Raw genomic sequence first — 24,580 nt, forward strand, 5'->3', positions numbered from 1 at the left:
GCCCATTGTCGTTACAGCGGCCGTAGCGCCGGTTCCTTCTGTACGGCCCCCAGGAGCCGGTCCAGCGCCATCTCCACGTCTTCCTTCCAGGAGAGCGTCGTCCGCAGCTCCAGCCTCAAGCGTGGATGCAGGGGGTGAGGGCGGACCGTCTTGAAGCCCACTGCCAGGAGGTGGTCGGCGGGCAGAAGACAGGCCGGCTCCCGCCAGCGAGCGTCACCGAAGGCCTCGATCGCCTTGAAGCCGCGCCGCAGTAGATCCTTGGCCACCGTCTGGACCATCACTCTGCCCAGCCCCTGCCCCTGATATCCGGGCATGATGAACGCCGTCATCAACTGCACGGCGTCAGGTGACACGGGGCTCGTGGGAAACGCCGTCGAGCGGGGGACATAGGCCGGAGGAGCGTAGAGCACAAAGCCCACCGGCACCTCGTCGACGTACACGACCCGGCCGCACGATCCCCAGTCCAACAGGACCGAGGAGATCCAGGCTTCCTTCTCCAGGGCGGCTGTGCCTGCCTTTACCGCGGCTTCGCCACTGACTGGGTCCAGCTCCCAGAAGACACACGAGCGACAGCGCTTGGGAACGTCCTGAAGGTTGTCCAGCGTGAGCGGTACGAGCCGACGGCCCATGAAGGCTGCTCCTCGCTTCCCTCGCCCGCGGCATCGCGGGCGGCTGTCAGAGCGCTGTGTTCCCGGATCAGGCTGCCGACGAAGCCGCCGACGGCGCCCAGCCCCAGGCCCGCGCTCACCAGTCCGGTGCGGCTCACCGTTCGCATGACACCTGCTTTCCCCTGAAGGTGCTGCCGGGTGGATGCGCCATACCCGAACGCATCGTATCCACGATGTGATTGCCTCGATACCGCCTGAAAGCAAAGAGCGGGCTGTGTCCGGTACCCACCGGACACAGCCCGCTCCGTCGACTGCCGGGCACCGCGCCCTGCCGGTCTGAGGCTCTAGTCCTCCATGTCTTCGGCGTCGCCGTCCAGAAGACTCTTCTGGAGGACGGGTCCCTCGCCGGGGGCGAGCGTGCCCAGGATCCGCTCGAGGTCCTCCATGGAGGCGAACTCGACCGTGATCTTGCCCTTCTTCTGCCCCAGGTCGACCTTCACCCGCGTCTCGAAACGGTCCGAGAGACGGCCTGCCAGGTCGGTCAGCGCCGGGGAGACCCGGGCGCCGGCTCGCGGCCCCTTGGAGCGCTGAGCCGTCTGCGGCCGCGACCCCATGAGGGTCACGATCTCCTCGACGGCACGCACCGAGAGTCCCTCGGCGACGATCCGGTGAGCCAGGCGGTCCTGCTCCTCCGAGTCCTCGACGGAGAGCAGGGCGCGTGCGTGCCCGGCGGACAGGACCCCGGCGGCCACCCGGCGCTGGACGGCCGGCGAGAGCTTCAGCAGACGCAGGGTGTTGGAGACCTGCGGGCGGGAGCGTCCGATACGGTCCGCCAGCTGGTCGTGCGTGCAGTTGAAGTCCTTCAGCAACTGGTCGTAGGCGGCAGCCTCTTCCAGCGGATTCAGCTGAGCCCGGTGCAGGTTCTCCAGGAGCGCGTCCAGGAGAAGCTTTTCGTCGTCCGTGGCCCGCACGATCGCCGGGATCGCTTCCAGGCCCGCCTCACGGCTGGCCCGCCACCGCCGCTCGCCCATGATGAGCTCGTAGCGCCCAGGACCGACCTGCCGTACGACGACCGGTTGGAGGAGACCGACCTCCTGGATGGAGGTGACCAGTTCCTGCAGCGCATCCTCGTCGAAAACCTCACGCGGCTGGCGCGGGTTCGGCGTGATGGAGTCGAGCGGGAGCTCCGCGAAGTAGGCGCCCACGGGAGGCCCGGGCGTCTCCGCGTAGCCGTTGACCGACGGCTCCTCGGTTTCATGTGAAACAGGCGGCAGCATGGCCACCTTCGCCGCAGCCACTCCGCGGTCGGTCGTCAGCACCGGTACGGCCGACGGAGACGCGGAACCGGCGCCCCCCACCGCGGCCGGAGCCGGGTTCTTCTCTGTCGGGGCAGCAGGGATCAGTGCGCCGAGCCCACGGCCCAAACCCCTCCGTCGCTCACTCACTGAATGCCCTCCACCATGCTCGGGTTGCTCTGGGTGCCGATATGGGCCTGCGTCGGGTCATAGGCGACGCCCACGCCCTTCAGCGCGATTTCTCGTGCCGCCTCAAGATAGGAGAGGGCACCGCTCGATCCTGGATCGTAGGTCAGCACCGTCTGCCCATAGCTCGGCGCCTCGGAGATACGGACCGAGCGGGGAATGCTCGTCCGCAGCACCTCGTCACCGAAGTGGGTGCGCACCTCGTCCGCGACCTGGGACGCAAGCCGCGTCCGGCCGTCGTACATGGTGAGCAGGATCGTCGAGACATGCAGGTTGGGGTTGAGGTGCCCCCGCACCAGGTCGACGTTGCGCAACAGCTGCCCCAGACCCTCCAGCGCGTAGTACTCGCACTGGATCGGGATGAGGACCTCGGCGCCGGCGACCATCGCGTTGACGGTCAGCAGGCCGAGCGAGGGCGGGCAGTCGATGAGGATGTAGTCCAGCGGGTGCTCATACGCCTGGATCGCCCGCTGAAGCCGGCTCTCACGTGCCACCAGAGAGACCAGTTCGATCTCCGCGCCGGCGAGGTCGATCGTGGCGGGAGCGCAGAAGAGACCTTCTACGTCCGGGACCGGCTGGACGACTTCAGCCAGCGGCCTACTGTCGATCAGGACGTCATAAATGGACGGTACTTCGGCGTGGTGGTCGATACCCAGGGCCGTGGATGCGTTTCCCTGCGGGTCGAGGTCGATCACGAGGACACGGCTGCCATGCACTGCCAGTGAAGCGGCGAGGTTGACCGTTGTCGTCGTTTTGCCCACGCCACCCTTCTGGTTGGCGACCACCATGACGCGGGTCTGCTCAGGCCGAGGCAGGCCCTCGCCGACACGGCCCAGTGCCTCCACCGCCAATTGGGCAGCACGACCGATGGGAGTGTCGTCCATCGGGGGCGGTGTTTCACGTGAAACATCGTCCCCCATCGACTCGGTACGGGGGCCGGGGACCGGATCGGTCATCGGTCCCGCGATGTTGGCGTCGGACCGCAAGGATTCACTCTCCTCGACTTCAGGCTCGCAATGAACAGAGCCTCCCATGTCTTCGGGGTCGTGAACCAGTGAGGCCTGGCGTTCTGTGGAGAAATCCACCTCTGTGGACAACTCCGTTACCTCTCCGAGAGACCCGAGAGGCTTCCGGTCACGCGGTTCGGCCGCGGCGCGACCACGGCTGATGATGCCGTGCAGCAGTGAGCGACGTTTCACGTGAAACACGATGCACAGCAGCAGAGCCCGAAGTGTCGCGACACTCCGGCATGCGTACGTTTGACAGCTTGTGTGGAGTACGTCTCGTCGTCAGGACGGATCAGCGACGCCTGCGGGTCCGGCCCGTCCGAGCCGCCTTGGCCCGCTTTGCCGCGAAGCGCACGCCGCCAGGGCTCTCACCGACCTCGACCCGCACCACCGTGGACAGCGGATCCACCACGCCCTCCCCGACATGCAGGACCGACGTCTCCACAGCGCCCAGCTTGCTCAGCGCCGTGCCCGCGGCCTTGAGCTCCTCCTCCGCCGTGTCGCCCTTGAGCGCGAGCATCTCGCCGTACGGGCGCAGCAGAGGAATACCCCAGGCGGCCAGCCGGTCCAGCGGGGCCACGGCACGCGCCGTCACCACGTGCACCGGTGGCAGCTTGCCCATGACCTCCTCGGCACGCCCCCGGATGACCGTGACATGGTCCAGGCCCAGCAGCTCCACGACCTCGGTCAGAAAGGTCGTACGCCGCAGGAGGGGCTCCAGCAGCGTGATCTTCAGGTCCTCCCGGACGAGCGCCAGGGGAATGCCGGGGAGGCCGGCGCCCGAGCCGACGTCGCAGACCGTCACACCCTCGGGAACGACCTCCGAGAGCACCGCACAGTTCAGCAGGTGCCGCTCCCACAGCCGGGGCACCTCACGCGGGCCGATCAGACCGCGCTGCACGCCCGCCTCAGCGAGCAGCTCCGCGTACCGGACCGCATCCGCGTAGCGATCACCAAACACCGTGCGCGCCTGCTCGGGCGCAGGGGGAAGCTCCGCTGCCTCCGTCACGGGGACCGTCCTTCCGTACCGCGATGGGCGCACGCGGCGCCGATCACCACATCCACCAGAACTATCAGGCTGACAAAGTTCGGCCCCGTCTGCGCTACAGACGGGGCCGGAGGAACGTACGGACCGATCAGGCGGGAAGCACAACGACGAAGCGCTGCGGCTCCTCGCCCTCGGACTCGCTGCGCAGACCGGCAACCTTGACGGCGTCGTGCACGACCTTGCGCTCGAACGGCGTCATCGGCTGCATTTTCACGGGCTCACCCGTGTTCTTGACCTCGGCGGCGGCCTTGGCACCCAGCTCGGAGAGCTCGGCACGCTTCTTGGCGCGGTAGCCCGCGATGTCCAGCATCAGCCGGCTGCGGTCCCCGGTCTCCCGGTGCACGGCCAGGCGCGTGAGCTCCTGGAGCGCCTCCAACACCTCGCCGTCGCGGCCGACCAGCTTCTGCAGGTCGCGGCCGCCCGAGTCGCTGATGATGGACACAGCAGCGCGGTCGGCCTCGACGTCCATGTCGATGTCGCCGTCGAGATCGGCGATGTCGAGCAGACCCTCGAGATAGTCCGCCGCGATCTCGCCCTCCTGCTCCAGGCGGGACAGAGTGTCTACACCCTCGGCAGCAGCGGAGGTGGTGCCTTCCGTCACGGGATGGACTCCTTCTTACTTCTTGGACGGGGACTTGGGCCGCTGCGGACCCTTGCGCTGTCCGGACTGGGCCTTGCTGCGGGTATTGCCGCCGGGCTGCTTCTTGGCCGGAGCGGCGGGCTTGGCGTCCTCGGGCTCGTCGGACTTGGTGAGCGACGTGGGCTCGTCGGCCGCCTTCGGGGCACCTGTAGCACCGCCGGACTGCCGCTGCGACTTGCTCTGCCGCTTCGGCTGCTGGCGCTTGGGAGTGCCGCCGGTCGTCGGCGTACCGTCCTCGGTCTCGGCGGCGGCCTGGGCCTCGCCCTTCACCACGGTGCCGTCCGCCTGGGCCACGAGGCCCGTCTTGCTCAGAGCGTTGATGAACTTGCGCTCGAACTCGTTGCGGTCGCGGCCCTTGGCCACGATGGCCTTGACGATGGCCTTCTCACCACGGCTGCGCGTCTTGCCGTGGTTCGTGACGTGCTTGGTCAGGCGCTCCAGATAGGCGGCCTGGGCCTTGGAACCCGGGGTCGGGTTGTTGTGGATGACGTACATCTGCTGGCCCATGGTCCACACGTTGGTGGTCAGCCAGTAGACGAGGACACCGACGGGGAAGTTGATGCCGAAAACGGCGAACATGACCGGGAAGACGTACATCAGCATCTTCTGCTGCTGCATGAACGGCGTCTTCACCGTGGTGTCGACGTTCTTCGTCATCAGCTGGCGCTGCGTGTAGAACTGCGACGCCGACATCATCACGATCATGACCGCGGTCACGATGCGGACCGTGGTCAGCGAGGCGTCGAGCGCGGCGACGTCCGAGGAGCTGTCGGTGAACTTCGCGGCCAGCGGGGCCCCGAAGATGTGCGCCTTCTGCGCGCTGTCCAGCAGGCTCTGGTTGATCGAGCCGATGGTGTCGTTGTTCGCGATGGCGTTGAGCACGTGGTACAGCGCGAAGAAGAACGGCGACTGCGCCAGGATGGGAAGACACGAGGAGAGCGGGTTGGTGCCCGTCTCCTTGTAGAGCTTCATCATCTCTTCGGACTGGCGCTGCTTGTCGTTCTTGTAGCGCTCCTGGATCTTCTTCATCTCGGGCTGCAGCGTCTGCATCGCCCGGGTCGCCTTGATCTGCTTCACGAAGAGCGGGATCAGGCAGATACGGATCAGGATCACCAGGGACACGATCGACAGGCCCCAGGCCCACCCGGTGTCAGGGCCGAAAACGGCGCCGTACACCTTGTGGAACTGGACGATGACCCAGGAGACAGGTGTCGTGATGAAGCTGAAGAGGCTGGCAATCGTGTCCACTAATCATGCTCCTTGGGCATGGGACGGTGTCTCTGCGGCCGGGCTCGAAGGAGTCTGTCCTTCAATGGCCGTTTCGGCGGCGGAGTGCCCGCCCTTGCGTGCACGCCAGGCGTTACGCAGAAATTCGTGCCACCGCGGGCGCTTACGGGGCGGAACATGGTCCACACCGCCCAGTGACCACGGATTGCACCGCAGGATGCGCCAGGCGGTGAGCGCCGTGCCCTTGATGGCACCGTGCCGGTCGATGGCCGTGTAACCGTAGTGGGAGCACGACGGGTAGTACTTGCAGACAGGCCCCAGCAGCGGACTGATCGTCCACTGGTACAGCTTGATCAGAGCCAGCAGCGGGTACTTCATCGCGCGCCCCCTCCCAGCAACCGCTCGATGGCGGCATCCAGGTCTCGGGCCAGCTGTGCATGGTCGGCGTCACCCGCACCGGGTAGCGCTCGTACGACTACCAGGCTACCGGGGGGAAACAGTTCGACCCGGTCGCGCATGAGATGCCGCAGTCTGCGCTTCACCTTGTTGCGCACCACGGCACCGCCGACGGCCTTGCTCACGACGAAACCCGCACGCGTCGGGGGAGCGCTCTCCCCAGGCGCGTGCGGGTCCGTGGCACCGCTACGAAGATGGATGACGAGGGACGGGCGGCCTGCCCGGCGCCCCCGTCGTACCGCGGTCGCGAAGTCCTCGCGCCGCCTCAGCCGATGCTCGGTAGGCAGCACGACGTCATGACCTGATCAGGATCAGGCGGACAGGCTGGCGCGACCCTTGCCACGGCGGTTCGCGAGAATCGCGCGACCGGCACGGGTACGCATCCGCAGGCGGAAGCCGTGGGTCTTCGCGCGACGACGGTTGTTCGGCTGGAAGGTGCGCTTGCTCACTCGGGGGCTCCAGAAACTAATCGGTGGTGGCGGGTGCCGTCCTGGCTGTCACCGTGCGCCCACGAGTAGCTCTCGTTACGCCCGAGTGCACCGCTTCCCGATCACCTGACGCGATCTTGGCCCATCGGAGGCAGGCGGCAGCAGCCATCGACAACTCGACCTGGTTACGGTACGCGCGGCTACGCCATCCGGTCAAACCAGCGGTCACCGGGAGACACTATCCACAGGCTGGGGACAACAACTTGAACCGCACCCGTCGCCCTGACTACCGTGGCTGAACTCCGATTCGTTCCCATGTCTCTGCCCCACCCCCTTTGAATCCCGACTCGTCCCACCACCACACGATCGTGGGACCCCGTGAGAGAGCGTGCCCTGTGGCTGACGTACCTGCCGATCTTGCCGCAGTGTGGCCACGAGTACTCGAGCAGCTCCTCGACGGGGGCCGTGGGCAGGGGGTCGAGACGAAGGACGAGCACTGGATCCGCCGCTGCCAGCCCCTCGCGCTGGTCGCCGACACCGCCCTGCTCGCCGTACCGAACGAATTCGCGAAGGGCGTACTCGAAGGCCGCCTCGCGCCGATCGTCAGCGAGACGCTGAGCCGCGAGTGCGGCCGCCCGATCCGCATCGCGATCACCGTCGACGACTCCGCCGGCGAGCCCCCGGCCCCTCCGTCCGCCCGCCCGCAGCCACGCTACGAAGAGCCCGAGCTCCCCTCCAACCAGTACGACGGCCAGACCGACAGGCAGTACGAGGGCTACGGCCGCCACCGCGCCGACGACCGCCGGCCGGGCCGCGCCGAACAGAACGACCAGCTGCCCACCGCGCGTCCCGCCTACCCGAGCGAGTACCAGCGCCCCGAACCCGGCGCCTGGCCACGCCCGCAGCAGGACGAGTACAGCTGGCAGCAGCCACGGCTCGGCTTCCCCGAGCGGGACCCGTACGCGACGCCGCCGTCGCAGGAGTCGTACTCCCAGGACTCGTACTCCTCGCCGTCGCAGGACTACCGCCCGCAGCCGATGGACCGCCCGCCCTACGACGGCCAGCGCCCCGACTACGACCAGCAGCGGCCCTCCTACGACGACCAGCGGCAGGACTACGACCAGCCGCGCCGCTCCTCCGACTACGACCAGCCGGGCCCGCGCCGCGATCTTCCCGAGCCGCCCTCCGGCGGCGGGCACATGCACCGCGGCGGCCCGGCGGTGTCCGCGTCCAGTGGCGCCCCGAGCCCGCTGGCCGCGAAGCCCGCACCCGCGGCAGGCCCGGGTGAGCCGACGGCGCGCCTTAACCCGAAGTACCTCTTCGACACCTTCGTCATCGGCGCCTCCAACCGCTTCGCGCACGCCGCCGCGGTGGCCGTCGCCGAGGCGCCGGCGAAGGCGTACAACCCCCTCTTCATCTATGGGGAGTCCGGGCTCGGCAAGACGCACCTGCTGCACGCGATCGGGCACTACGCCCGCAGCCTCTATCCCGGCACGCGCGTGCGCTATGTGAGCTCGGAGGAGTTCACCAACGAGTTCATCAACTCCATCCGCGACGGCAAGGGCGACAGCTTCCGCAAGCGGTACCGCGAGATGGACATCCTGCTCGTCGACGACATCCAGTTCCTCGCGGACAAGGAGTCGACGCAGGAGGAGTTCTTCCACACGTTCAACACGCTCCACAACGCCAACAAGCAGATCGTGCTCTCCAGCGACCGGCCGCCCAAGCAGCTGGTCACGCTGGAGGACCGGCTGCGGAACCGTTTCGAGTGGGGTCTGATCACCGACGTCCAGCCGCCGGAGCTGGAGACGCGTATCGCGATCCTCCGCAAGAAGGCGGTCCAGGAGCAGCTCAACGCTCCGCCGGAGGTCCTGGAGTTCATCGCCTCCCGCATCTCGCGCAACATCCGCGAGCTGGAGGGGGCGCTGATCCGGGTGACGGCGTTCGCGTCGCTCAACCGGCAGCCGGTGGACCTGGGCCTGACCGAGATCGTCCTCAAGGACCTCATTCCCGGCGGCGACGACGGGGCGCCGGAGATCACGTCGACGGCCATCATGAGCGCGACGGCCGACTACTTCGGCCTCACCGTCGAGGACCTGTGCGGCACCTCACGCGGCCGCGCACTCGTGACCGCCCGCCAGATCGCCATGTACCTGTGCCGAGAGCTGACGGACCTCTCGCTGCCGAAGATCGGCGCGCTGTTCGGCGGCCGCGACCACACCACGGTCATGCACGCGGACCGCAAGATCCGCAATCTGATGGCCGAGCGGCGCTCCATCTACAACCAGGTAACGGAGCTCACGAACCGCATCAAGAACGGCTGACGGCCGCAGAGACACTCGCTAGGGCGCCCCGGGACGAGTTCCCGAGGGCGCCCTTCTTCATGACGCCGTAGCCCGGTGTTCGAATAGCTGTCGCGTTACGGCCTCTCTCCACAGATTCGGCGACTTTTTCCCGTCCACACCCTGGGGACTGGGAAGTTGTCCAGACTGTGTCCACAGGCACCCGCGCTGAAAGGCCATCAGGGCAGGTCACCTGGTTGTGGATTCGTGGATGAAGGATCTCCACAGCCTGTGGACAGAGAAAAGATCCACAGGCTGTGCACGAAGTTGTCCACCGGCAACCCACAGGGTGAGGCGTGTTGTCCCCAGCGATCACCAGTTTCTCCACACCGCTGTCCACTGTTCGGCAACGCGACGCGGCTGCTCACCGGGTCGAGTGAAAGGCGTCACACGAAGGTGCCGGGTTGGCCTGTGGGAAACGTGGGTAAAGCTGGGGACGACGTTGGGGAGAAGTCGCCTCAGGCTGTGCACGGGGTGTGCAGAACTTTTCGTTCTCCACAGATGAGCCCGGTTGTCCACCGCCTCCGCCCACAGGGCCAGTGGACAAAATTTCCGGTGTGACCTGCGAAAACGCGGTTATCCACCGTTTCCACAGCCCCTACTACTACTTCCAACTAGAGAGAGCTGGGAATCCGTTTCGAAGTGGGTCCTGTGCACAACTCGCTGTCCGGCTCCCGACTGCCCCTCGTCACGACTTGACCCCGAGAGGCACCTACTGTCAGTGGGGTGCGTCAGACTGTTCCCCGGTGTCCTTCCCCTCACCGGGACTGACGACACCGAGTCAGACGACGAGGGCCAGGCAGAGCGAAGCGCCGGCAACAGCAGGAGGCGGCAACAGTGAAGATCCGGGTGGAACGCGACGTACTCGCGGAGGCAGTGGCCTGGGCGGCACGCAGCCTCCCGGCCCGTCCGCCGGCGCCTGTCCTCGCCGGCCTTCTGCTGAAGGCCGAGGACGGCCAGCTGAGCCTGTCCAGCTTCGACTACGAGGTCTCGGCGCGGGTGTCCGTGGAGGCCGAGATCGAGGAGGAGGGCACGGTCCTGGTGTCCGGCCGACTCCTCGCCGACATCTGCCGCGCGCTCCCCAACCGACCGGTGGAGATTTCCACAGACGGTGTACGGGCGACCGTGGTCTGCGGCTCCTCGCGATTCACACTCCACACCCTGCCTGTGGAGGAGTACCCGGCGCTGCCGCAGATGCCGACCGCGACCGGCACCGTCCCGGGTGAGGTCTTCGCCTCCGCCGCCGCGCAGGTCGCCATCGCCGCCGGCCGCGACGACACGCTGCCCGTCCTGACCGGTGTGCGCATCGAGATCGAGGGCGACACCGTCACCCTGGCCTCCACCGACCGCTACCGCTTCGCGGTCCGCGAGTTCCTGTGGAAGCCGGAGAACCCCGAGGCGTCCGCGGTGGCCCTGGTGCCCGCCAAGACGCTCCTGGACACCGCCAAGGCGCTCACGAGCGGCGACAGCGTCACCCTGGCGCTCTCCGGCTCGGGTGCGGGCGAGGGCCTGATCGGCTTCGAGGGCGCCGGTCGTCGTACGACGACCCGCCTCCTGGAGGGCGACCTCCCGAAGTACCGCTCGCTCTTCCCGACGGAGTTCAACTCCATCGCCGTGATCGAGACCGCCCCCTTCGTGGAGGCCGTCAAGCGTGTGGCCCTGGTCGCCGAGCGGAACACCCCGGTGCGGCTGAGCTTCGAGCAGGGCGTGCTCATCCTGGAGGCAGGTTCCAGCGACGACGCACAGGCTGTGGAGAGGGTCGACGCCCAGCTGGAGGGCGACGACGTGTCGATCGCCTTCAACCCGACCTTCCTGCTGGACGGCCTGAGTGCCATCGACTCCCCGGTCGCCCAGCTCTCCTTCACCACCTCCACGAAGCCCGCGCTGCTCAGCGGCAAGCCGGCGCTGGACGCCGAGGCGGACGAGGCCTACAAGTACCTGATCATGCCCGTGCGCCTCAGCGGCTGACCCTTCAGAGAACCCGCAGGTCGGGGCATACGTTTGAGCGGGTATGCCCACAGGTGTGCGTGAGCGTCCGGGTTTAGGCTCGGACGTGGGTACGAAGGTGCCCCACACGCCACAGCAACCTAAGGAACAACTGATGGAGCTCGGTCTCGTCGGCCTCGGCAAGATGGGCGGCAACATGCGCGAGCGGATCCGCCGCGCAGGTCACACCGTCATCGGATACGACCGCAACCCGGACCTCGCCGATGTCCACAGCCTGGAAGAGCTTGTGGGCAAGCTCAAGGGCCCGCGCGTGGTCTGGGTGATGGTCCCGGCCGGTGCCGCGACCCAGTCGACGGTCGACGAGTTGGCCGAGCTCCTGGAGCCCGGCGACGTCGTGGTGGACGGCGGCAACTCCCGCTGGACGGACGACGAGAAGCACGCCGAGGAGCTCGCGGCCAAGGGCATCGGCTTCGTCGACTGTGGTGTCTCCGGCGGTGTGTGGGGCCTGGAGAACGGCTATGCGCTGATGTACGGCGGCGACGCCGAGAACATCGCCAAGGTGCAGCCGGTCTTCGACGCGCTCAAGCCCGAGGGCGACTTCGGTGCCGTGCACGCCGGCAAGGTGGGTGCGGGCCACTTCTCGAAGATGGTCCACAACGGCATCGAGTACGCGATGATGCAGGCCTACGCCGAGGGCTGGGAGCTCCTGGAGAAGGTCGACTCCGTGACGGACGTCCGTGAGGTCTTCCGCTCCTGGCAGGAGGGCACCGTCATCCGCTCCTGGCTGCTGGACCTCGCGGTCAACGCCCTCGACGAGGACGAGCACCTGGACAAGCTGCGCGGTTACGCACAGGACTCCGGCGAGGGCCGGTGGACCGTGGAGGCCGCCATCGACAACGCGGTACCGCTTCCGGCGATCACCGCGTCCCTGTTCGCGCGGTTCGCGTCCCGTCAGGACGACTCGCCGCAGATGAAGATGATCGCGGCGCTGCGCAACCAGTTCGGCGGCCACGCGGTCGAGAAGAAGTAATCCACAGGGCTGCGTCGCGATCCACAGGACGCGAGGCGCAGTCCACAAGCTGGGGGAGGTCGGCGCCCGACCATGCACGTCACGCATCTGTCGCTGGCCGACTTCCGCTCGTACGCCCGGGTCGAAGTTCCGCTCGACCCGGGCGTCACGGCTTTCGTCGGCCCCAACGGGCAGGGCAAGACGAACCTGGTCGAGGCGGTCGGCTATCTCGCCACCCTCGGCAGCCACCGAGTCTCCTCCGACGCCCCCCTGGTCCGCATGGGCGCCGACCGCGCGGTGATCCGGGCGCAGGTCAAGCAGGGCGAGCGGCAGCAGCTGGTCGAGCTGGAGCTGAACCCGGGTAAGTCCAACCGTGCCCGTATCAACAGGTCCTCGCAGGTCAGGCCGCGTGACGTGCTCGGCATCGTGCGGACCGTACTGTTCGCGCCGGAGGACCTCGCGCTGGTCAAGGGTGACCCCGGTGAGAGGCGCCGTTTCCTCGACGAGCTGATCACCGCGCGCTCCCCGCGCATGGCCGGCGTGCGCTCCGACTACGAGCGGGTCCTCAAGCAGCGCAACACCCTGCTGAAGTCCGCGGCGCTCGCCCGACGGCACGGCGGCCGCTCCATGGACCTGTCCACCCTCGACGTGTGGGATCAGCACCTCGCGCGTGTGGGCGCCGAGTTGCTCGCCCAGCGGCTCGACCTGATCGCCGCGATCCAGCCGCTGTCCGACAAGGCGTACGAGCAGCTGGCTCCCGGCGGTGGGCCGATTGCCCTGGAGTACAAGCCGTCCGCGCCGGGCGAGGCACACACCCGCGAGGACCTCTACGCGCAGCTGATGGCGGCGCTCGCGGACGCCCGCAAGCAGGAGATCGAGCGGGGCGTCACCCTCGTAGGCCCTCATCGAGACGATGTGATTCTCAAACTCGGTCAGTTGCCCGCCAAGGGGTACGCCTCGCACGGTGAGTCCTGGTCGTACGCGCTGGCGTTGCGCCTGGCGTCGTACGACCTGCTCCGCGCGGAGGGCAATGAGCCGGTGCTGATCCTCGACGACGTCTTCGCCGAGTTGGACACCCGGCGCCGGGAGCGGCTGGCGGAGTTGGTGGCGCCAGGTGAGCAGGTGCTGGTGACGGCCGCGGTCGACGACGACGTACCGCATCTGCTGGTGGGGGCGCGGTACTCGGTGTCCGAAGGGGTGGTGGAGCGCGTATGAGCAGCCCTCAGGAACCCGCTCCCGAGAAGGGCCCTGAGCCCTCCGGTGTCGACCTCGCGCGCGTGGCGCTCAGGGCGGCCAAAGAGCAGGCACGCGCGCGCGGGGACGCGGCGCAGCAGAAGAAGCAGGCGCGGCGGGGTGGTCTGCGTTCCGGCGCGCGCGCCGACGGGCGCGACCCGATGGCGCTGGGCTCCGCGATCAACCGGCTCATCAGTGAGCGCGGCTGGGAGGCTCCGGCGGCGGTGGGCGGGGTGATGGGGCGCTGGCCGGAGATCGTCGGCGAGGACGTGGCCAAGCACTGCGAGCCGGAGCGATACGACGAGGACGAGCGGGTCCTGATCGTGCGCTGTGACTCCACGGCCTGGGCGACCAATCTGCGGCTGCTCGCGCCGACGCTGGTGGCCCGGCTCAACGAGGATCTCGGGCACGGGGCCGTGCGGGTGATCAAGGTGCAGGGGCCCGCGGGGCCCGCGCGGCGCTATGGCCCCTTGCGCGCCCCGGGCAGCACGGGCCCTGGTGACACCTACGGGTGACCGGCAAACCTGCGGGTGACAGACATCACATCCAAGGCCGTCGACGGCTGCGAAGGACCGTCGGCGGCCTTCGTGTCGCAGGACCACACGCGGTTGCGAACAGCGACGTGACTCCCAAGTAGCCAAGGGTTGACAGCCCGAAGCGCTGAGTGCCTCCGTGAGCCTCTTGGAGCCCTGCTCTGTATATGGGGACCCGGAGGAGGAGGATTTAGGGCGGCACATGCGGACTCAGGTACCGGCAAACCCCCATCACTGTCGGCGCTACCGGTAGACTGGAAGCTAATCCCGCCCCACTCGTGGGGACCGCCGGGACAAGCTGAGCAACGCTGAACAAGGCTTACCAACGCAACATGCCGCAGCCGCTCCGGCAAACCGCCGACGAGCCTGGCTCGTGCTGTGCCAGAAAGGGCGCTTCGTGGCCGATTCCGGCAACCCCAACGAGAACATCCCGTCCACCGGCGTCGGAGCGAACGGCGAGGTCACCGCCTCGTACGACGCCAGCGCCATCACCGTCCTCGAGGGTCTGGACGCGGTTCGCAAGCGACCCGGTATGTACATCGGCTCGACCGGCGAGCGCGGCCTGCACCACCTTGTGCAGGAGGTCGTCGACAACTCGGTCGACGAGGCGCTGGCCGGTCACGCGGACACCATCGACGTCACGATCCTCGCCGACGGCGCTGTGCGCGTGATCGACAACGGCCGTGGCATCCCGGTGGGCATCCACCCCGTCGAGAAGAAGCCGGCCGTCGAGGTCGTGCTCACCGTGCTGCACGCGGGCGGCAAGTTCGGCGGCGGCGGTTACGCCGTCTCCGGTGGCCTGCACGGCGTGGGTGTCTCCGTCGTGAACGCGCTCTCGTTCAAGCTGGCCGTGGAGATCAGGACCGACGGCTACCGCTGGACGCAGGAGTACAAGGCGGGCGCGCCCACCGCTCCGCTCGAGCGGCACGAGGCCACCGACGAGACCGGTACCTCGGTCACGTTCTGGGCCGACCCCGACATCTTCGAGACCACCGTGTACTCCTTCGAGACGCTCTCGCGGCGCTTCCAGGAGATGGCCTTCCTCAACAAGGGCCTGACGATCAATCTCACGGACGAGCGCGAGTCGGCGAAGGCCACCGCCGGTGCGGACGAGGCGGGCGAGGACGAGAAGCACGAGGTCAAGACCGTCTCGTACCACTACGAGGGCGGCATCGTCGACTTCGTGAAGTACCTCAACTCCCGCAAGGGAGAGGCGGTCCACCCCTCCATCATCGACCTCGAGGCCGAGGACAGGGAGCGCCACCTCTCGCTCGAGGTCGCGATGCAGTGGAACGGCGGCTACACCGAGGGTGTGTACTCGTTCGCCAACATCATCCACACGCATGAGGGCGGTACGCACGAAGAGGGCTTCCGCGCGGCGCTCACGAACCTGATCAACAAGTACGCGCGCGACAAGAAGCTGCTGCGGGAGAAGGACGACAACCTCACGGGTGACGACATCCGCGAGGGTCTGACCGCGATCATCTCGATCAAGCTGAGCGAGCCGCAGTTCGAGGGCCAGACGAAGACCAAGCTGGGCAACACGGAGGCGAAGACCTTCGTGCAGAAGGCCGTCTACGAGCACCTCAACGACTGGCTGGACCGCAACCCGGTCGAGGCCGCGGACATCATCCGCAAGGGCATCCAGGCGGCCACCGCGCGCGTGGCGGCCCGCAAGGCCCGCGACCTGACGCGTCGCAAGGGCCTGCTGGAGTCGGCGTCGCTGCCGGGCAAGCTCTCGGACTGCCAGTCGAACGATCCGACCAAGTGCGAGATCTTCATCGTCGAGGGTGACTCCGCCGGCGGCTCGGCCAAGTCCGGCCGCAACCCGCAGTACCAGGCGATCCTCCCGATCCGAGGAAAGATCCTCAACGTCGAGAAGGCGCGGATCGACAAGATCCTGCAGAACCAGGAGATCCAGGCGCTGATCTCGGCCTTCGGCACGGGTGTGCACGAGGACTTCGACATCGAGAAGCTCCGCTATCACAAGATCATCCTTATGGCGGACGCCGACGTCGACGGACAACACATCAGCACCCTGCTGCTGACGTTCCTGTTCCGCTTCATGCGGCCGCTGGTCGAGGCCGGGCACGTGTATCTCTCCCGTCCCCCGCTGTACAAGATCAAGTGGGGCCGGGACGACATCGAGTACGCGTACTCGGACCGCGAGCGCGACGCGCTGCTCGAGATGGGGCGCCAGCGCGGCAAGCGCGTGCGCGAGGACTCGATCCAGCGCTTCAAGGGTCTCGGCGAGATGAACGCCGAGGAACTGCGCGTGACGACCATGGACCAGGAGCACCGCGTCCTCGGCCAGGTCACCCTCGACGACGCCGCCCAGGCCGACGACCTGTTCTCGGTCCTGATGGGCGAGGACGTCGAGGCCCGCCGCGCGTTCATCCAGCGCAACGCCAAGGACGTCCGCTTCCTCGACATCTGAGTCGGTCTCAGCTGACCGCACCAGGAAGGATCTTCACCAGCAATGGCCGACGAGAACACTCCTGTCACCCCTGAAGAGGGCGGCATCATCGCCCAGCGTGTCGAGCCCGTCGGGCTCGAGACGGAGATGCAGCGCTCGTATCTCGACTACGCGATGTCCGTCATCGTCTCCCGCGCGCTGCCGGACGTCCGGGACGGCCTCAAGCCCGTCCACCGCCGCGTCCTGTACGCCATGTACGACGGCGGCTACCGACCCGAGCGTGGCTTCTACAAGTGTGCCCGTGTCGTCGGCGACGTCATGGGCAACTACCACCCGCACGGCGACTCCTCGATCTACGACGCGCTGGTCCGCCTCGCGCAGCCGTGGTCGATGCGGATGCCGCTGGTGGACTCCAACGGCAACTTCGGCTCTCCCGGCAACGACCCGGCGGCCGCCATGCGGTACACCGAGTGCAAGATGATGCCGCTGTCCATGGAGATGGTCCGCGACATCGACGAGGAGACCGTCGACTTCACGGACAACTACGACGGCCGCTCCCAGGAGCCGACCGTCCTGCCCGCCCGCTTCCCGAACCTGCTGATCAACGGCTCGGCAGGCATCGCGGTCGGTATGGCGACCAACATCCCGCCGCACAACCTGCGCGAGGTGGCCTCCGGCGCCCAGTGGTACCTGGAGAACCCGGAGGCCTCGCACGAGGAGCTCCTGGACGCGCTGATGGAGCGCATCAAGGGCCCCGACTTCCCGACCGGCGCGCTCGTCGTGGGCCGCAAGGGCATCGAGGAGGCGTACCGCACGGGCCGTGGCTCGATCACCATGCGCGCGGTCGTCGAGGTCGAGGAGATCCAGAACCGCCAGTGCCTGGTGGTCACGGAGCTGCCGTACCAGACCAACCCCGACAACCTCGCGCAGAAGATCGCCGACCTGGTGAAGGACGGCAAGGTCGGCGGTATCGCGGACGTCCGGGACGAGACCAGCTCCCGTACCGGTCAGCGTCTGGTCATCGTGCTCAAGAGGGACGCGGTCGCCAAGGTCGTACTGAACAACCTCTACAAGCACACGGACCTCCAGTCGAACTTCAGCGCCAACATGCTGGCGCTGGTCGACGGCGTTCCGCGCACGCTGTCGCTGGACGCGTTCATCCGCCACTGGGTGACGCACCAGATCGAGGTCATCGTCCGTCGTACGCGCTTCAGGCTGCGCAAGGCCGAGGAGCGGGCGCACATCCTGCGTGGTCTGCTGAAGGCCCTTGACGCCATCGACGAGGTCATCGCGCTGATCCGGCGCAGCGACACCGTGGACATCGCGCGCACGGGCCTGATGGAGCTCCTGGAGATCGACGAGATCCAGGCCAACGCCATCCTCGAGATGCAGCTGCGCCGACTGGCCGCCCTGGAGCGCCAGAAGATCATCCAGGAGCACGACGAACTCCAGGCGAAGATCACGGAGTACAACGCGATCCTGGCCTCGCCGGTCCGCCAGCGCGGCATCGTCAGCGCGGAACTCGCGGTCATCGTCGAGAAGTTCGGCGACGACCGCAAGACGATGCTGGTCCCCTACGACGGTGACATGTCCATCGAGGACCTGATCGCCGAGGAGGACATCGTCGTCACGGTCACGCGCGGCGGTTACGTCAAGCGCACCAAGACTGTCGACTACCGCGCCCAGAAGCGCGGCGGCAAGGGCGTGCGCGGCACGAAGCTCAAGGAAGACGACATCGTCGACCACTTCTTCGTCTCCACGACCCACCACTGGCTGCTGTTCTTCACGAACAAGGGCCGGGTCTACCGAGCCAAGGCGTACGAGCTTCCCGACGCCGGCCGTGACGCGCGTGGACAGCACGTCGCGAACCTGCTGGCCTTCCAGCCGGACGAGGCGATCGCCGAGATCCTCGCGATCCGCACCTACGAGGTGGCGCCGTACCTGGTGCTGGCCACGAAGGGCGGCTTGGTCAAGAAGACGGCTCTGAAGGATTACGATTCGCCGCGTTCCGGTGGTGTCATCGCGATCAACCTCCGGGAGACGGACGACGGTTCGGACGACGAACTGATCGGAGCCGAGCTCGTTTCGGCCGAGGATGATCTGCTTCTGATCAGCAAGAAGGCTCAATCGATCAGGTTCACTGCCACGGACGACGCATTGCGACCGATGGGCCGTGCGACCTCGGGTGTCAAGGGCATGAGTTTCCGTGGGGGAGACGAGCTGCTCTCGATGAATGTTGTTCGACCCGGTACGTTCGTGTTCACTGCCACAGACGGCGGGTACGCGAAGCGGACCGCCGTCGACGAATACCGCGTCCAGGGTCGCGGTGGCCTCGGCATCAAGGCCGCCAAGATCGTGGAGGACCGTGGTTCTCTCGTCGGCGCGCTGGTGGTCGAGGAGACCGACGAGATCCTCGCCATCACGCTGGGCGGCGGTGTGATTCGTACGCGAGTCAACGAGATCAGGGAGACGGGCCGTGACACCATGGGCGTCCAACTGATCAACCTGGGCAAGCGCGATGCCGTCGTCGGTATCGCACGTAACGCCGAGGCGGGACGCGAGGCGGAGGAGGTCGAGGGCGATGGCGCCATCGACGAGACCGCCGAGAGTGCCGCGACCACCGGCACGGACGAGGGTGAGGCGCCCTCAGCCGAGTAGCACGAGGAGTGAGTCAGCGTGAGCGGAGCCACGGGCGCCGGATCGTCCGGTACCCCTACCGGTTCTCAGGCCGGTACGGACACGGACGGCGGCGGCCGTGGCTCCGCCGCGCGGGCGACAGATTCGCACACGACCCAGCTCAAAGCGATCAAGTCGCCCGCGAAGGACTCACCCTCGCCCGACTCGCATGGATCCCAGGGGGGAACTGTGACGGACACCCGAGGCCCGCAGACCCAGCAGTACGCCGCCGGCGCGGGCTCGGCTGCTCCGGGCGCACAGCCGCAGCAGCCTTCGGCTGAGCAGCCGGCTCCGTCCCCGCTGCCGGGAGAGCGCGGGCCTCAGCAAGCCGCCGGGCCGTACCACCCGCCGCAGGCCTACCCGGCGCAGGCCGCCGTCTCCGCGGGTGCCGTACGCCGCCCGCGCACCGGCGCGCGCACCACGCCGCGCACCCGCAAAGCGCGGCTGCGGGTGGCCAAGGCCGACCCGTGGTCGGTGATGAAGGTCAGCTTCCTGCTCTCCATCGCGCTGGGTATCTGCACGATCGTGGCGGCCGCGGTGCTGTGGATGGTCATGGACGCGATGGGCGTCTTCTCGACCGTCGGCGGCACGATCTCCGAGGCGACCGGCTCCAACGAGTCGAACGGCTTCGACCTGCAGTCCTTCCTGTCGCTGCCGAACGTCCTCATGTTCACCACGATCATCGCGGTCATCGACGTCGTCCTCGCGACGGCTCTCGCGACCCTCGGCGCGTTCATCTACAACCTGTCCGCGGGCTTCGTCGGCGGTGTCGAGCTGACGCTCGCCGAGGACGAGTGACATTAACTCCGATCGCCGTTTCAAACCCCTCCTGAAGGGCCGCGGACAACCGATTTTGGGACTGCCCATGTCGTGCGCTAATCTTCAGGAGTCAGCGCGCGGGACACACTCCGCAGAGCGCGGCGGGGCTATAGCTCAGTTGGTTAGAGCGCATCCCTGATAAGGATGAGGCCACAGGTTCAAATCCTGTTAGCCCCACCAGCGAAAAGACCCCCGGATCATTGGTTCGGGGGTCTTTTGACACCAGCGGTTGACACCAACAGCGGCGGTCAGCCGATGAGCGGATCTTCCAGCAGCTCGGCGAGCATGTCGACCGCTTCCCGCTCGCTGTCGCCGACGACGTGGGTGTAGACGTCCATGGTCATGCTGATCTGGCTGTGCCGGAGGATCGCCTGAGCGACCTTGGGGTGCACCTTCAGGAAGGCGAGCAGGGTCCCGCAGGTGTGCCGGGCGAGGCGGACCGTGATGCGGCGGACACTGGCTCGCTTCACGAGCCGGTCGAAGGTCCGGGAGAAGCCCACGGGGTCGATCATGCCGCCGTGCTCGGACGAGAAGATCAGGTCTTGGTCCGGCCCCTGAGACCAGTGCTCACCGGCGATCTTCCGTTCCAGCTCTTGCAGCTCCCGCCGCTCCTCCAAGGCGCGAGCACAGAACTCCGGCAAGGGGAGCACCGCCTGTGACGACTCGGTCTTGAGATCCTTGAGGACCAGACCGACGCCCTTCACGCGCTGCACCTGTTTGACCGGGGTGAACCGCATCCCCTCGAAGTCGACGTCTTGCCAGCGCAGGCCCAGCACCTCACTACGGCGGAGCCCGAGCACCAGGACGAGCACGCAGGCCGCGTAGAGCCGGTGCGCACGGGTGGCGCGGAGGAACGTGATTGCCTCACGTGCGTTCCATGCCGTGCCCTTGTCCTTGCTGACCTTGGGCATGTCGACCAGCAGCGCGACGTTGCGCGTCAGCAGCTCTTCGCGGATGGCCCGGTTGAGGGCGTTCCGGAGGACACGGAGCACCTCGAAGCGCGTGGGCGCCGGGACCTTGTCACGCTTCAACGTCGCCATGAACGCGCGGAGTTGGGCAGGAGTCAGCTTGACCAGTGACTTCTTGCCGAGGTGAGGCGCCAGGTACAGCCTGACCTTGGACTCGTACTTGACGTACGTGTTGTGCTCGGAGTCCGGCTCAACGATGTGCTTCAGCCAGTAGGCCAGCCACTCGCCGAGCGACCAGGCGCGGGAGGGCACCGGGACGCCGTTGCGCTCCTGTTCCTGGAGCTTGCCGAGCTTCTCGTTGGCGTCGTCCCACGTGGCGCCATAGACCGTCTTGCGGACGCGGTTGCCGTCCGTGTCGGTGACGTACGCGCGGCCCATGTATCGGCCGTCCGCACGCTTTGAGATGGTGCCCCCGCCGTTCGGCCGCCTCTTGGTCATCAGGCATCACCCCTCAGCCGACCGTCGATGAAGTCCCGCACGGCATCAGCCGGGATACGTCGACAACCGTCGATCTTGATCGAGACGAGCCGATGGGTACGGATCAAGTCGTAGACCTTGGACCGACCGACCTTGAGCTGTGCCATGACCTCCGGCACCTTGAGCAATTCGGGTGCGGCGACGGTCATGCGGCAGCTCCTTCCAGGTCGAGCAGGGCGGGTAGCTCCTCACGTGCGATCTCGCGGTTGTGCTGGATGTCGCGGCGGATGTTGGCGGCGAGCCAGGATTCGCCGGGGGTGTGGCCGTGTCCGGCGTAGGTCCAGTGGGCGAGGGTCAGGGTGGTTGCCTCTTCGTCGTCGGGGTCGGGCAGGCCGAGGGCTTCGCGTTGCTGGGCTGCGCGGTAGTCGGCGCGGACCTGGCGGAGGGCGCCGAGGGTGGTGGAGTAGCGGCGGGACTTGGTGGAGAAGTGGCCGCGGAAGCCGAGCATGTGAGCCCAGTCCAGGAGCTTGCGGTCCGGGTAGAGCGAGTGGAGGTCGAGGCAGGTCTCAATGAGGCGCCGGGGATGGTCGGGCACGCCGAGCAGGATCAGGGCCTCTTTGTTGCCGATGCGGCGGTCAACGGTGCCGGTCGTTTCGGCTGCCTTGGTGGCGTACTTGGCGACGTAGGAGGCAACCGCGGCTTCGGTGATCTCTTCGCCGTGGCCGAAGGCGCCGATCGGCTGCACGTCGAGTTGCGTGCCCCAGCGCAGTGCGCGGGCGGGTTGGTCACCGGCCGGGGGCACGTCGACGACGACGCGGGCAGCGGCGGCACCGATCGCGTCGGTGAGCAGGTCGAGCGTTGCCCAGGCCGGGGGCGGGGAGTCCGGCCCGTCCGGTCCGTCGAAGCGGATCACGGCATGGAAGTGCACGGCCCCGCGCTTCTGGTACTCCGCGACCTTGCCGAAGGCGACCCGGGACTGTTCCCGGGCAGCCTTCTGTGTGAGTCCGGCCCGGCGTGCGATCTCGCGGCGCAGGTAGATCGTGAAGTAGCGCCACAGTTCCGAGGCGTGGTTGTTCCACAGCACGGCGCCCGCGTAGTCGTATGAGGCGGGGTTGAGCGGGGTGCCGAGTTCGGGTGCGTCCTCGCCGTGCCGTTGCCCGCAGCGGCAGGGCCGGTTGCCGGGCCGGTTGTGGACCGGGCCGAATGAGGGCGCGGTGAGGGTGGCGAAGACGCGAGGGTGATCGCGGACGGTGGGCGGGGTGCCCTTGGCCAGGTCGCCGACGAGTCCAGCGCGGATCAGGTGATAAGTGTCTCCGGCGTAGGTCCAGGCGCAGGAGGGGCAGCGTGAGGCGCGGCGGTTGCCGCACGCGATGCGGAGCCGTCCCCCGGGCTCGTGGTCGGTGGAGTAGGAGTGCAGCACCTGCCCCGAGACCGCATCACGGGTGACGGCGGCGCCTTGCAGGTGGATCGGGTCGGAGCAGCCGCCGGTACGGCGGATCTGGTCTTGGACGCGGTCGAAGCCGTCAGACCCGGCCAGCCTCAGCACGTCGGTGAGGGTGGCCGGGTCCAGGCCCGCCATGGTGGCGGTGTCGGTCACGCGATCACTTCCCGGCCTGGGCGAGGGCGGCGGGGGCGTGGTGGCCGGTGCCGCCGCAGACGTGGCAGACGACGTACAGCAGGACGCGGGAGCCGTCACGGTGACGGGCGCCGGTGGCGATGGCGACGACCGGGAAGTTGTCGCAGTTGTGGCAAACCGGACGGGTCTTGGCGCGGGCAGGCATGATGGTTGGAGCCCTTTCGGATCGGGAGATCGGGAAGCGGTGAGCCGTCCGGGGCGGCGGAAACTTGGCGGTTGAGGCCGCCCCGGAGGGCACTACTTGCTGAGTGAGGGTGGTTCCTTCTTGCGCGAGGACTTACGGCTGATCGAGTAGCCGATCCCGCCGGTTGCTGACAGGACCGCGACAGCCGCACCGGCGACGACCTGGGCGACGAAGGCGATGACCAGGAGCACCGCGATCGAGCCGGTGATGACCAGGAGCGTCAGCACGATGGGGCCGGTGTAGGAGCGCGGGGCCTGCTGAACGATGACGACCTGGCGCATGTCGGTGCCGGACGGGATCTGCCGGTAGAGGTCGGCGGGGATGTGACCGGCGCGAAGCTGGTCCTCGGGCAGGTGCATGACTCCAGGTCTCCTTTCGCGATCAGGTGCAGCGGTGGGTACGGGCGGCGAGTTCAGCGGCCGAGCGGTCGCGATGCTCGGTGGAGAACCCGCAGTTCGGGGCCGTGCATGCGGCGGTGTGCCGGGTCTGGCCGCGGCCGTTGTTGAACGTGGCGACCTTCACGGGACCGATGCGGAGCACGTTGTAGAAGCGGTTCGGGCGCACGGTGGAACCTCCTTGTCTGCTAGGTGAGTTGGGCGGCGATTGCTCCGGCGAGGTCCTCGGGGACGCCGAGACGGGCCCGCAGGGTGGCGGTGTCAATGTCCGTGCCGGTACGGGTGCGGTGTTCGGTAGCGACCTTGCGGGCGTGATCCACCAGAGCCGGAGGCACGGCCACAGCCGGGACCGGGGCCGGGGCCGCTTCGGGCAGCGCCGGTACGGGCTCAGCAGTGACGAGCGGCTCGCGTTCGAGGACCTCGGGGGCGGGTTGCGGGGCCGCGGCGGTGGGTGTCGGCCGGACCGGCGCAGGCGTGCCGGCCGGAGTCGGCGAGTGAGCGAGCAGGGTGCCGCCGAGGAAGGCGATTGCGGGCCATCCGGCGACGAGGATGCGCAGCCAGTCCGGGACGTGGTCCAGGTCAAGGAGCCCGGCGGTGGCGATGTTGGCGCCGAGCGAGGCGACCAGGGCGACCAGGAACCAGAACCAGGCAAGCCCGGACCGGGCAGTGCGCAGCCGCTGCCATACGGCGACCAGCAGCAGATCAACGGAGACCGGGTAGGCCCAGGCCTTCCAGCCGGTCTGCCCGGCAGCGGCGGCAAGGTCGTGCAGGTGCGCGAAGGACAGTGCACCGGCGATCACGGCCTGAACGAGCACAGCGTCAATGCGCAGCGAGCGCATGTCCTCACCTCCTTCTAGGAGTTGGGCTAGGACGGGGCGGGGATCTCGCAGGCACCCAGGCAGTTCAGGCAGAGCCCGGTCTGCTGGCCCACGGCTCGCTGTTTGCGGCCGACGCGGACGGTCCGGGAGACCTCACCGGTGCCCTTGCAGGTCGGACACGGCAGGGTCGCGGGCTTGACGGTCTTGCGTGCCATGAGCGATCTCCCTTCGGTTTTCGGCATGGCTCAGGTAGGGACCTGGCGCGAGGCGGTCACGCCGACCGTGGAGCAGG

At 67.8% G+C, this 24,580-nt stretch carries 25 protein-coding genes and 1 tRNA gene; 9 read left to right on the forward strand and 17 right to left on the reverse strand.

Features of this window, described 5'->3' with window-relative positions; all coding sequences use genetic code 11:
• Positions 1-11: 11 nt before the first annotated feature.
• The 9 genes from TN53_RS01900 to rpmH all read right to left on the reverse strand — a co-directional run bounded on the left by TN53_RS01900 (position 12) and on the right by rpmH (position 6,916).
• A complete protein-coding gene (locus TN53_RS01900) occupies positions 12-629 on the reverse strand; it encodes a GNAT family N-acetyltransferase (protein WP_046256506.1) in 618 nt (205 codons plus the stop codon).
• Between the two features lie 323 nt (positions 630-952).
• On the reverse strand, positions 953-2,053 hold the full coding sequence (locus TN53_RS01905; protein ID WP_046256507.1) for a ParB/RepB/Spo0J family partition protein: 1,101 nt from the start codon (positions 2,051-2,053) through the stop codon (positions 953-955).
• Entirely contained in the window at positions 2,050-3,123 is a 1,074-nt protein-coding gene (locus TN53_RS01910; protein WP_095046246.1) for a ParA family protein, read from the reverse strand. The genes TN53_RS01905 and TN53_RS01910 overlap by 4 nt, the downstream gene beginning before the upstream one ends.
• A 265-nt stretch (positions 3,124-3,388) precedes the next feature.
• Complete coding sequence (gene rsmG, locus TN53_RS01915; RefSeq protein ID WP_046256509.1) at positions 3,389-4,105, reverse strand: 16S rRNA (guanine(527)-N(7))-methyltransferase RsmG; 717 nt, start codon at positions 4,103-4,105, stop codon at positions 3,389-3,391.
• A 127-nt stretch (positions 4,106-4,232) separates the two neighbouring features.
• On the reverse strand, positions 4,233-4,745 hold the full coding sequence (locus tag TN53_RS01920; protein ID WP_046256510.1) for a protein jag: 513 nt from the start codon (positions 4,743-4,745) through the stop codon (positions 4,233-4,235).
• A gap of 15 nt (positions 4,746-4,760) precedes the next feature.
• On the reverse strand, positions 4,761-6,032 hold the full coding sequence (yidC, locus tag TN53_RS01925; RefSeq protein WP_046256511.1) for a membrane protein insertase YidC: 1,272 nt from the start codon (positions 6,030-6,032) through the stop codon (positions 4,761-4,763).
• Positions 6,033-6,035: 3 nt separating this feature from the next.
• Entirely contained in the window at positions 6,036-6,389 is a 354-nt protein-coding gene (yidD, locus tag TN53_RS01930; RefSeq protein ID WP_046256512.1) for a membrane protein insertion efficiency factor YidD, read from the reverse strand.
• Positions 6,386-6,757: a ribonuclease P protein component gene (rnpA, locus tag TN53_RS44600; protein ID WP_095046237.1), complete on the reverse strand. Its 372-nt coding sequence runs from the start codon at positions 6,755-6,757 to the stop codon at positions 6,386-6,388. The genes yidD and rnpA overlap by 4 nt, the downstream gene beginning before the upstream one ends.
• Before the next feature lie 21 nt (positions 6,758-6,778).
• Positions 6,779-6,916, reverse strand: a complete 138-nt coding sequence (rpmH, locus tag TN53_RS01940) for a 50S ribosomal protein L34 (protein ID WP_006381191.1) — start codon at positions 6,914-6,916, stop codon at positions 6,779-6,781.
• Between the two features lie 374 nt (positions 6,917-7,290).
• Here rpmH and dnaA point away from each other — a divergent pair, with 374 nt between their 5' ends.
• From dnaA to TN53_RS01985, 9 genes are all read left to right on the forward strand, one after another.
• On the forward strand, positions 7,291-9,219 hold the full coding sequence (dnaA, locus tag TN53_RS01945; protein WP_046256513.1) for a chromosomal replication initiator protein DnaA: 1,929 nt from the start codon (positions 7,291-7,293) through the stop codon (positions 9,217-9,219).
• A gap of 855 nt (positions 9,220-10,074) precedes the next feature.
• On the forward strand, positions 10,075-11,205 hold the full coding sequence (gene dnaN, locus TN53_RS01950) for a DNA polymerase III subunit beta (RefSeq protein WP_046256514.1): 1,131 nt from the start codon (positions 10,075-10,077) through the stop codon (positions 11,203-11,205).
• Between the two features lie 133 nt (positions 11,206-11,338).
• The gene (gene gnd, locus TN53_RS01955; RefSeq protein ID WP_046256515.1) at positions 11,339-12,214 is read left to right on the forward strand and encodes a phosphogluconate dehydrogenase (NAD(+)-dependent, decarboxylating); all 876 of its coding nucleotides are present in this window, start codon (positions 11,339-11,341) and stop codon (positions 12,212-12,214) included.
• Between the two features lie 72 nt (positions 12,215-12,286).
• A complete protein-coding gene (gene recF, locus TN53_RS01960; protein ID WP_046256516.1) occupies positions 12,287-13,408 on the forward strand; it encodes a DNA replication/repair protein RecF in 1,122 nt (373 codons plus the stop codon).
• Positions 13,405-13,941, forward strand: coding sequence for a DUF721 domain-containing protein (locus tag TN53_RS01965; protein ID WP_046256517.1), 537 nt, complete (start codon positions 13,405-13,407; stop codon positions 13,939-13,941). Before recF ends, TN53_RS01965 begins: the two co-directional genes overlap by 4 nt.
• Before the next feature lie 415 nt (positions 13,942-14,356).
• Positions 14,357-16,396, forward strand: a complete 2,040-nt coding sequence (gyrB, locus tag TN53_RS01970; protein WP_199924491.1) for a DNA topoisomerase (ATP-hydrolyzing) subunit B — start codon at positions 14,357-14,359, stop codon at positions 16,394-16,396.
• Positions 16,397-16,438: 42 nt separating this feature from the next.
• Positions 16,439-19,033 carry a DNA gyrase subunit A gene (gene gyrA / locus TN53_RS01975; protein WP_046256519.1) on the forward strand — a complete coding sequence of 865 codons (2,595 nt, stop codon included), beginning with the start codon at positions 16,439-16,441 and terminating at the stop codon, positions 19,031-19,033.
• A gap of 18 nt (positions 19,034-19,051) precedes the next feature.
• Positions 19,052-19,849, forward strand: a complete 798-nt coding sequence (locus TN53_RS01980; RefSeq protein WP_046256520.1) for a DUF3566 domain-containing protein — start codon at positions 19,052-19,054, stop codon at positions 19,847-19,849.
• A 124-nt stretch (positions 19,850-19,973) separates the two neighbouring features.
• Positions 19,974-20,050, forward strand: a tRNA-Ile gene (locus tag TN53_RS01985).
• Positions 20,051-20,118: 68 nt separating this feature from the next.
• Here TN53_RS01985 and TN53_RS01990 read toward each other — a convergent pair.
• The 8 genes from TN53_RS01990 to TN53_RS47755 all read right to left on the reverse strand — a co-directional run bounded on the left by TN53_RS01990 (position 20,119) and on the right by TN53_RS47755 (position 24,503).
• Complete coding sequence (locus TN53_RS01990) at positions 20,119-21,216, reverse strand: tyrosine-type recombinase/integrase (RefSeq protein WP_234441493.1); 1,098 nt, start codon at positions 21,214-21,216, stop codon at positions 20,119-20,121.
• A gap of 59 nt (positions 21,217-21,275) precedes the next feature.
• Complete coding sequence (locus TN53_RS01995) at positions 21,276-21,464, reverse strand: helix-turn-helix domain-containing protein (RefSeq protein WP_046256522.1); 189 nt, start codon at positions 21,462-21,464, stop codon at positions 21,276-21,278.
• Positions 21,461-22,852, reverse strand: coding sequence for a replication initiator protein RepSA (gene repSA / locus TN53_RS02000; RefSeq protein ID WP_046256523.1), 1,392 nt, complete (start codon positions 22,850-22,852; stop codon positions 21,461-21,463). Before repSA ends, TN53_RS01995 begins: the two co-directional genes overlap by 4 nt.
• 4 nt (positions 22,853-22,856) lie before the next feature.
• Positions 22,857-23,036 carry a hypothetical protein gene (locus TN53_RS02005; protein ID WP_046256524.1) on the reverse strand — a complete coding sequence of 60 codons (180 nt, stop codon included), beginning with the start codon at positions 23,034-23,036 and terminating at the stop codon, positions 22,857-22,859.
• Positions 23,037-23,128: 92 nt separating this feature from the next.
• Positions 23,129-23,434: a hypothetical protein gene (locus TN53_RS02010; RefSeq protein ID WP_046256525.1), complete on the reverse strand. Its 306-nt coding sequence runs from the start codon at positions 23,432-23,434 to the stop codon at positions 23,129-23,131.
• 22 nt (positions 23,435-23,456) lie between these two features.
• A complete protein-coding gene (locus tag TN53_RS02015) occupies positions 23,457-23,639 on the reverse strand; it encodes a mobile element transfer protein (RefSeq protein WP_046256526.1) in 183 nt (60 codons plus the stop codon).
• A gap of 19 nt (positions 23,640-23,658) precedes the next feature.
• Positions 23,659-24,309, reverse strand: a complete 651-nt coding sequence (locus TN53_RS02020; RefSeq protein ID WP_046256527.1) for a DUF2637 domain-containing protein — start codon at positions 24,307-24,309, stop codon at positions 23,659-23,661.
• 26 nt (positions 24,310-24,335) lie between these two features.
• The gene (locus TN53_RS47755; RefSeq protein ID WP_199924492.1) at positions 24,336-24,503 is read right to left on the reverse strand and encodes a hypothetical protein; all 168 of its coding nucleotides are present in this window, start codon (positions 24,501-24,503) and stop codon (positions 24,336-24,338) included.
• Positions 24,504-24,580 lie beyond the last annotated feature (77 nt).

This window comes from Streptomyces sp. WM6386 (genome assembly GCF_000972385.1).
In the GTDB taxonomy this organism is placed as follows: Bacteria; Actinomycetota; Actinomycetes; order Streptomycetales; family Streptomycetaceae; genus Streptomyces.

Coding starts and splice junctions, on each gene's coding strand:
- TN53_RS01900 (WP_046256506.1), bottom strand. CDS start 629: ATGGGCCGTCGGCTCGTACCGCTCACGCTGGACAACCTTCAGGACGTT.
- TN53_RS01910 (WP_095046246.1), bottom strand. CDS start 3,123: ATGGGAGGCTCTGTTCATTGCGAGCCTGAAGTCGAGGAGAGTGAATCC.
- yidD (WP_046256512.1), bottom strand. CDS start 6,389: ATGAAGTACCCGCTGCTGGCTCTGATCAAGCTGTACCAGTGGACGATC.
- gnd (WP_046256515.1), top strand. CDS start 11,339: ATGGAGCTCGGTCTCGTCGGCCTCGGCAAGATGGGCGGCAACATGCGC.
- recF (WP_046256516.1), top strand. CDS start 12,287: ATGCACGTCACGCATCTGTCGCTGGCCGACTTCCGCTCGTACGCCCGG.
- TN53_RS01965 (WP_046256517.1), top strand. CDS start 13,405: ATGAGCAGCCCTCAGGAACCCGCTCCCGAGAAGGGCCCTGAGCCCTCC.
- gyrA (WP_046256519.1), top strand. CDS start 16,439: ATGGCCGACGAGAACACTCCTGTCACCCCTGAAGAGGGCGGCATCATC.
- TN53_RS01990 (WP_234441493.1), bottom strand. CDS start 21,216: ATGGGCCGCGCGTACGTCACCGACACGGACGGCAACCGCGTCCGCAAG.
- TN53_RS01995 (WP_046256522.1), bottom strand. CDS start 21,464: ATGACCGTCGCCGCACCCGAATTGCTCAAGGTGCCGGAGGTCATGGCA.
- TN53_RS02005 (WP_046256524.1), bottom strand. CDS start 23,036: ATGCCTGCCCGCGCCAAGACCCGTCCGGTTTGCCACAACTGCGACAAC.
- TN53_RS02010 (WP_046256525.1), bottom strand. CDS start 23,434: ATGCACCTGCCCGAGGACCAGCTTCGCGCCGGTCACATCCCCGCCGAC.
- TN53_RS02020 (WP_046256527.1), bottom strand. CDS start 24,309: ATGCGCTCGCTGCGCATTGACGCTGTGCTCGTTCAGGCCGTGATCGCC.
- TN53_RS47755 (WP_199924492.1), bottom strand. CDS start 24,503: ATGGCACGCAAGACCGTCAAGCCCGCGACCCTGCCGTGTCCGACCTGC.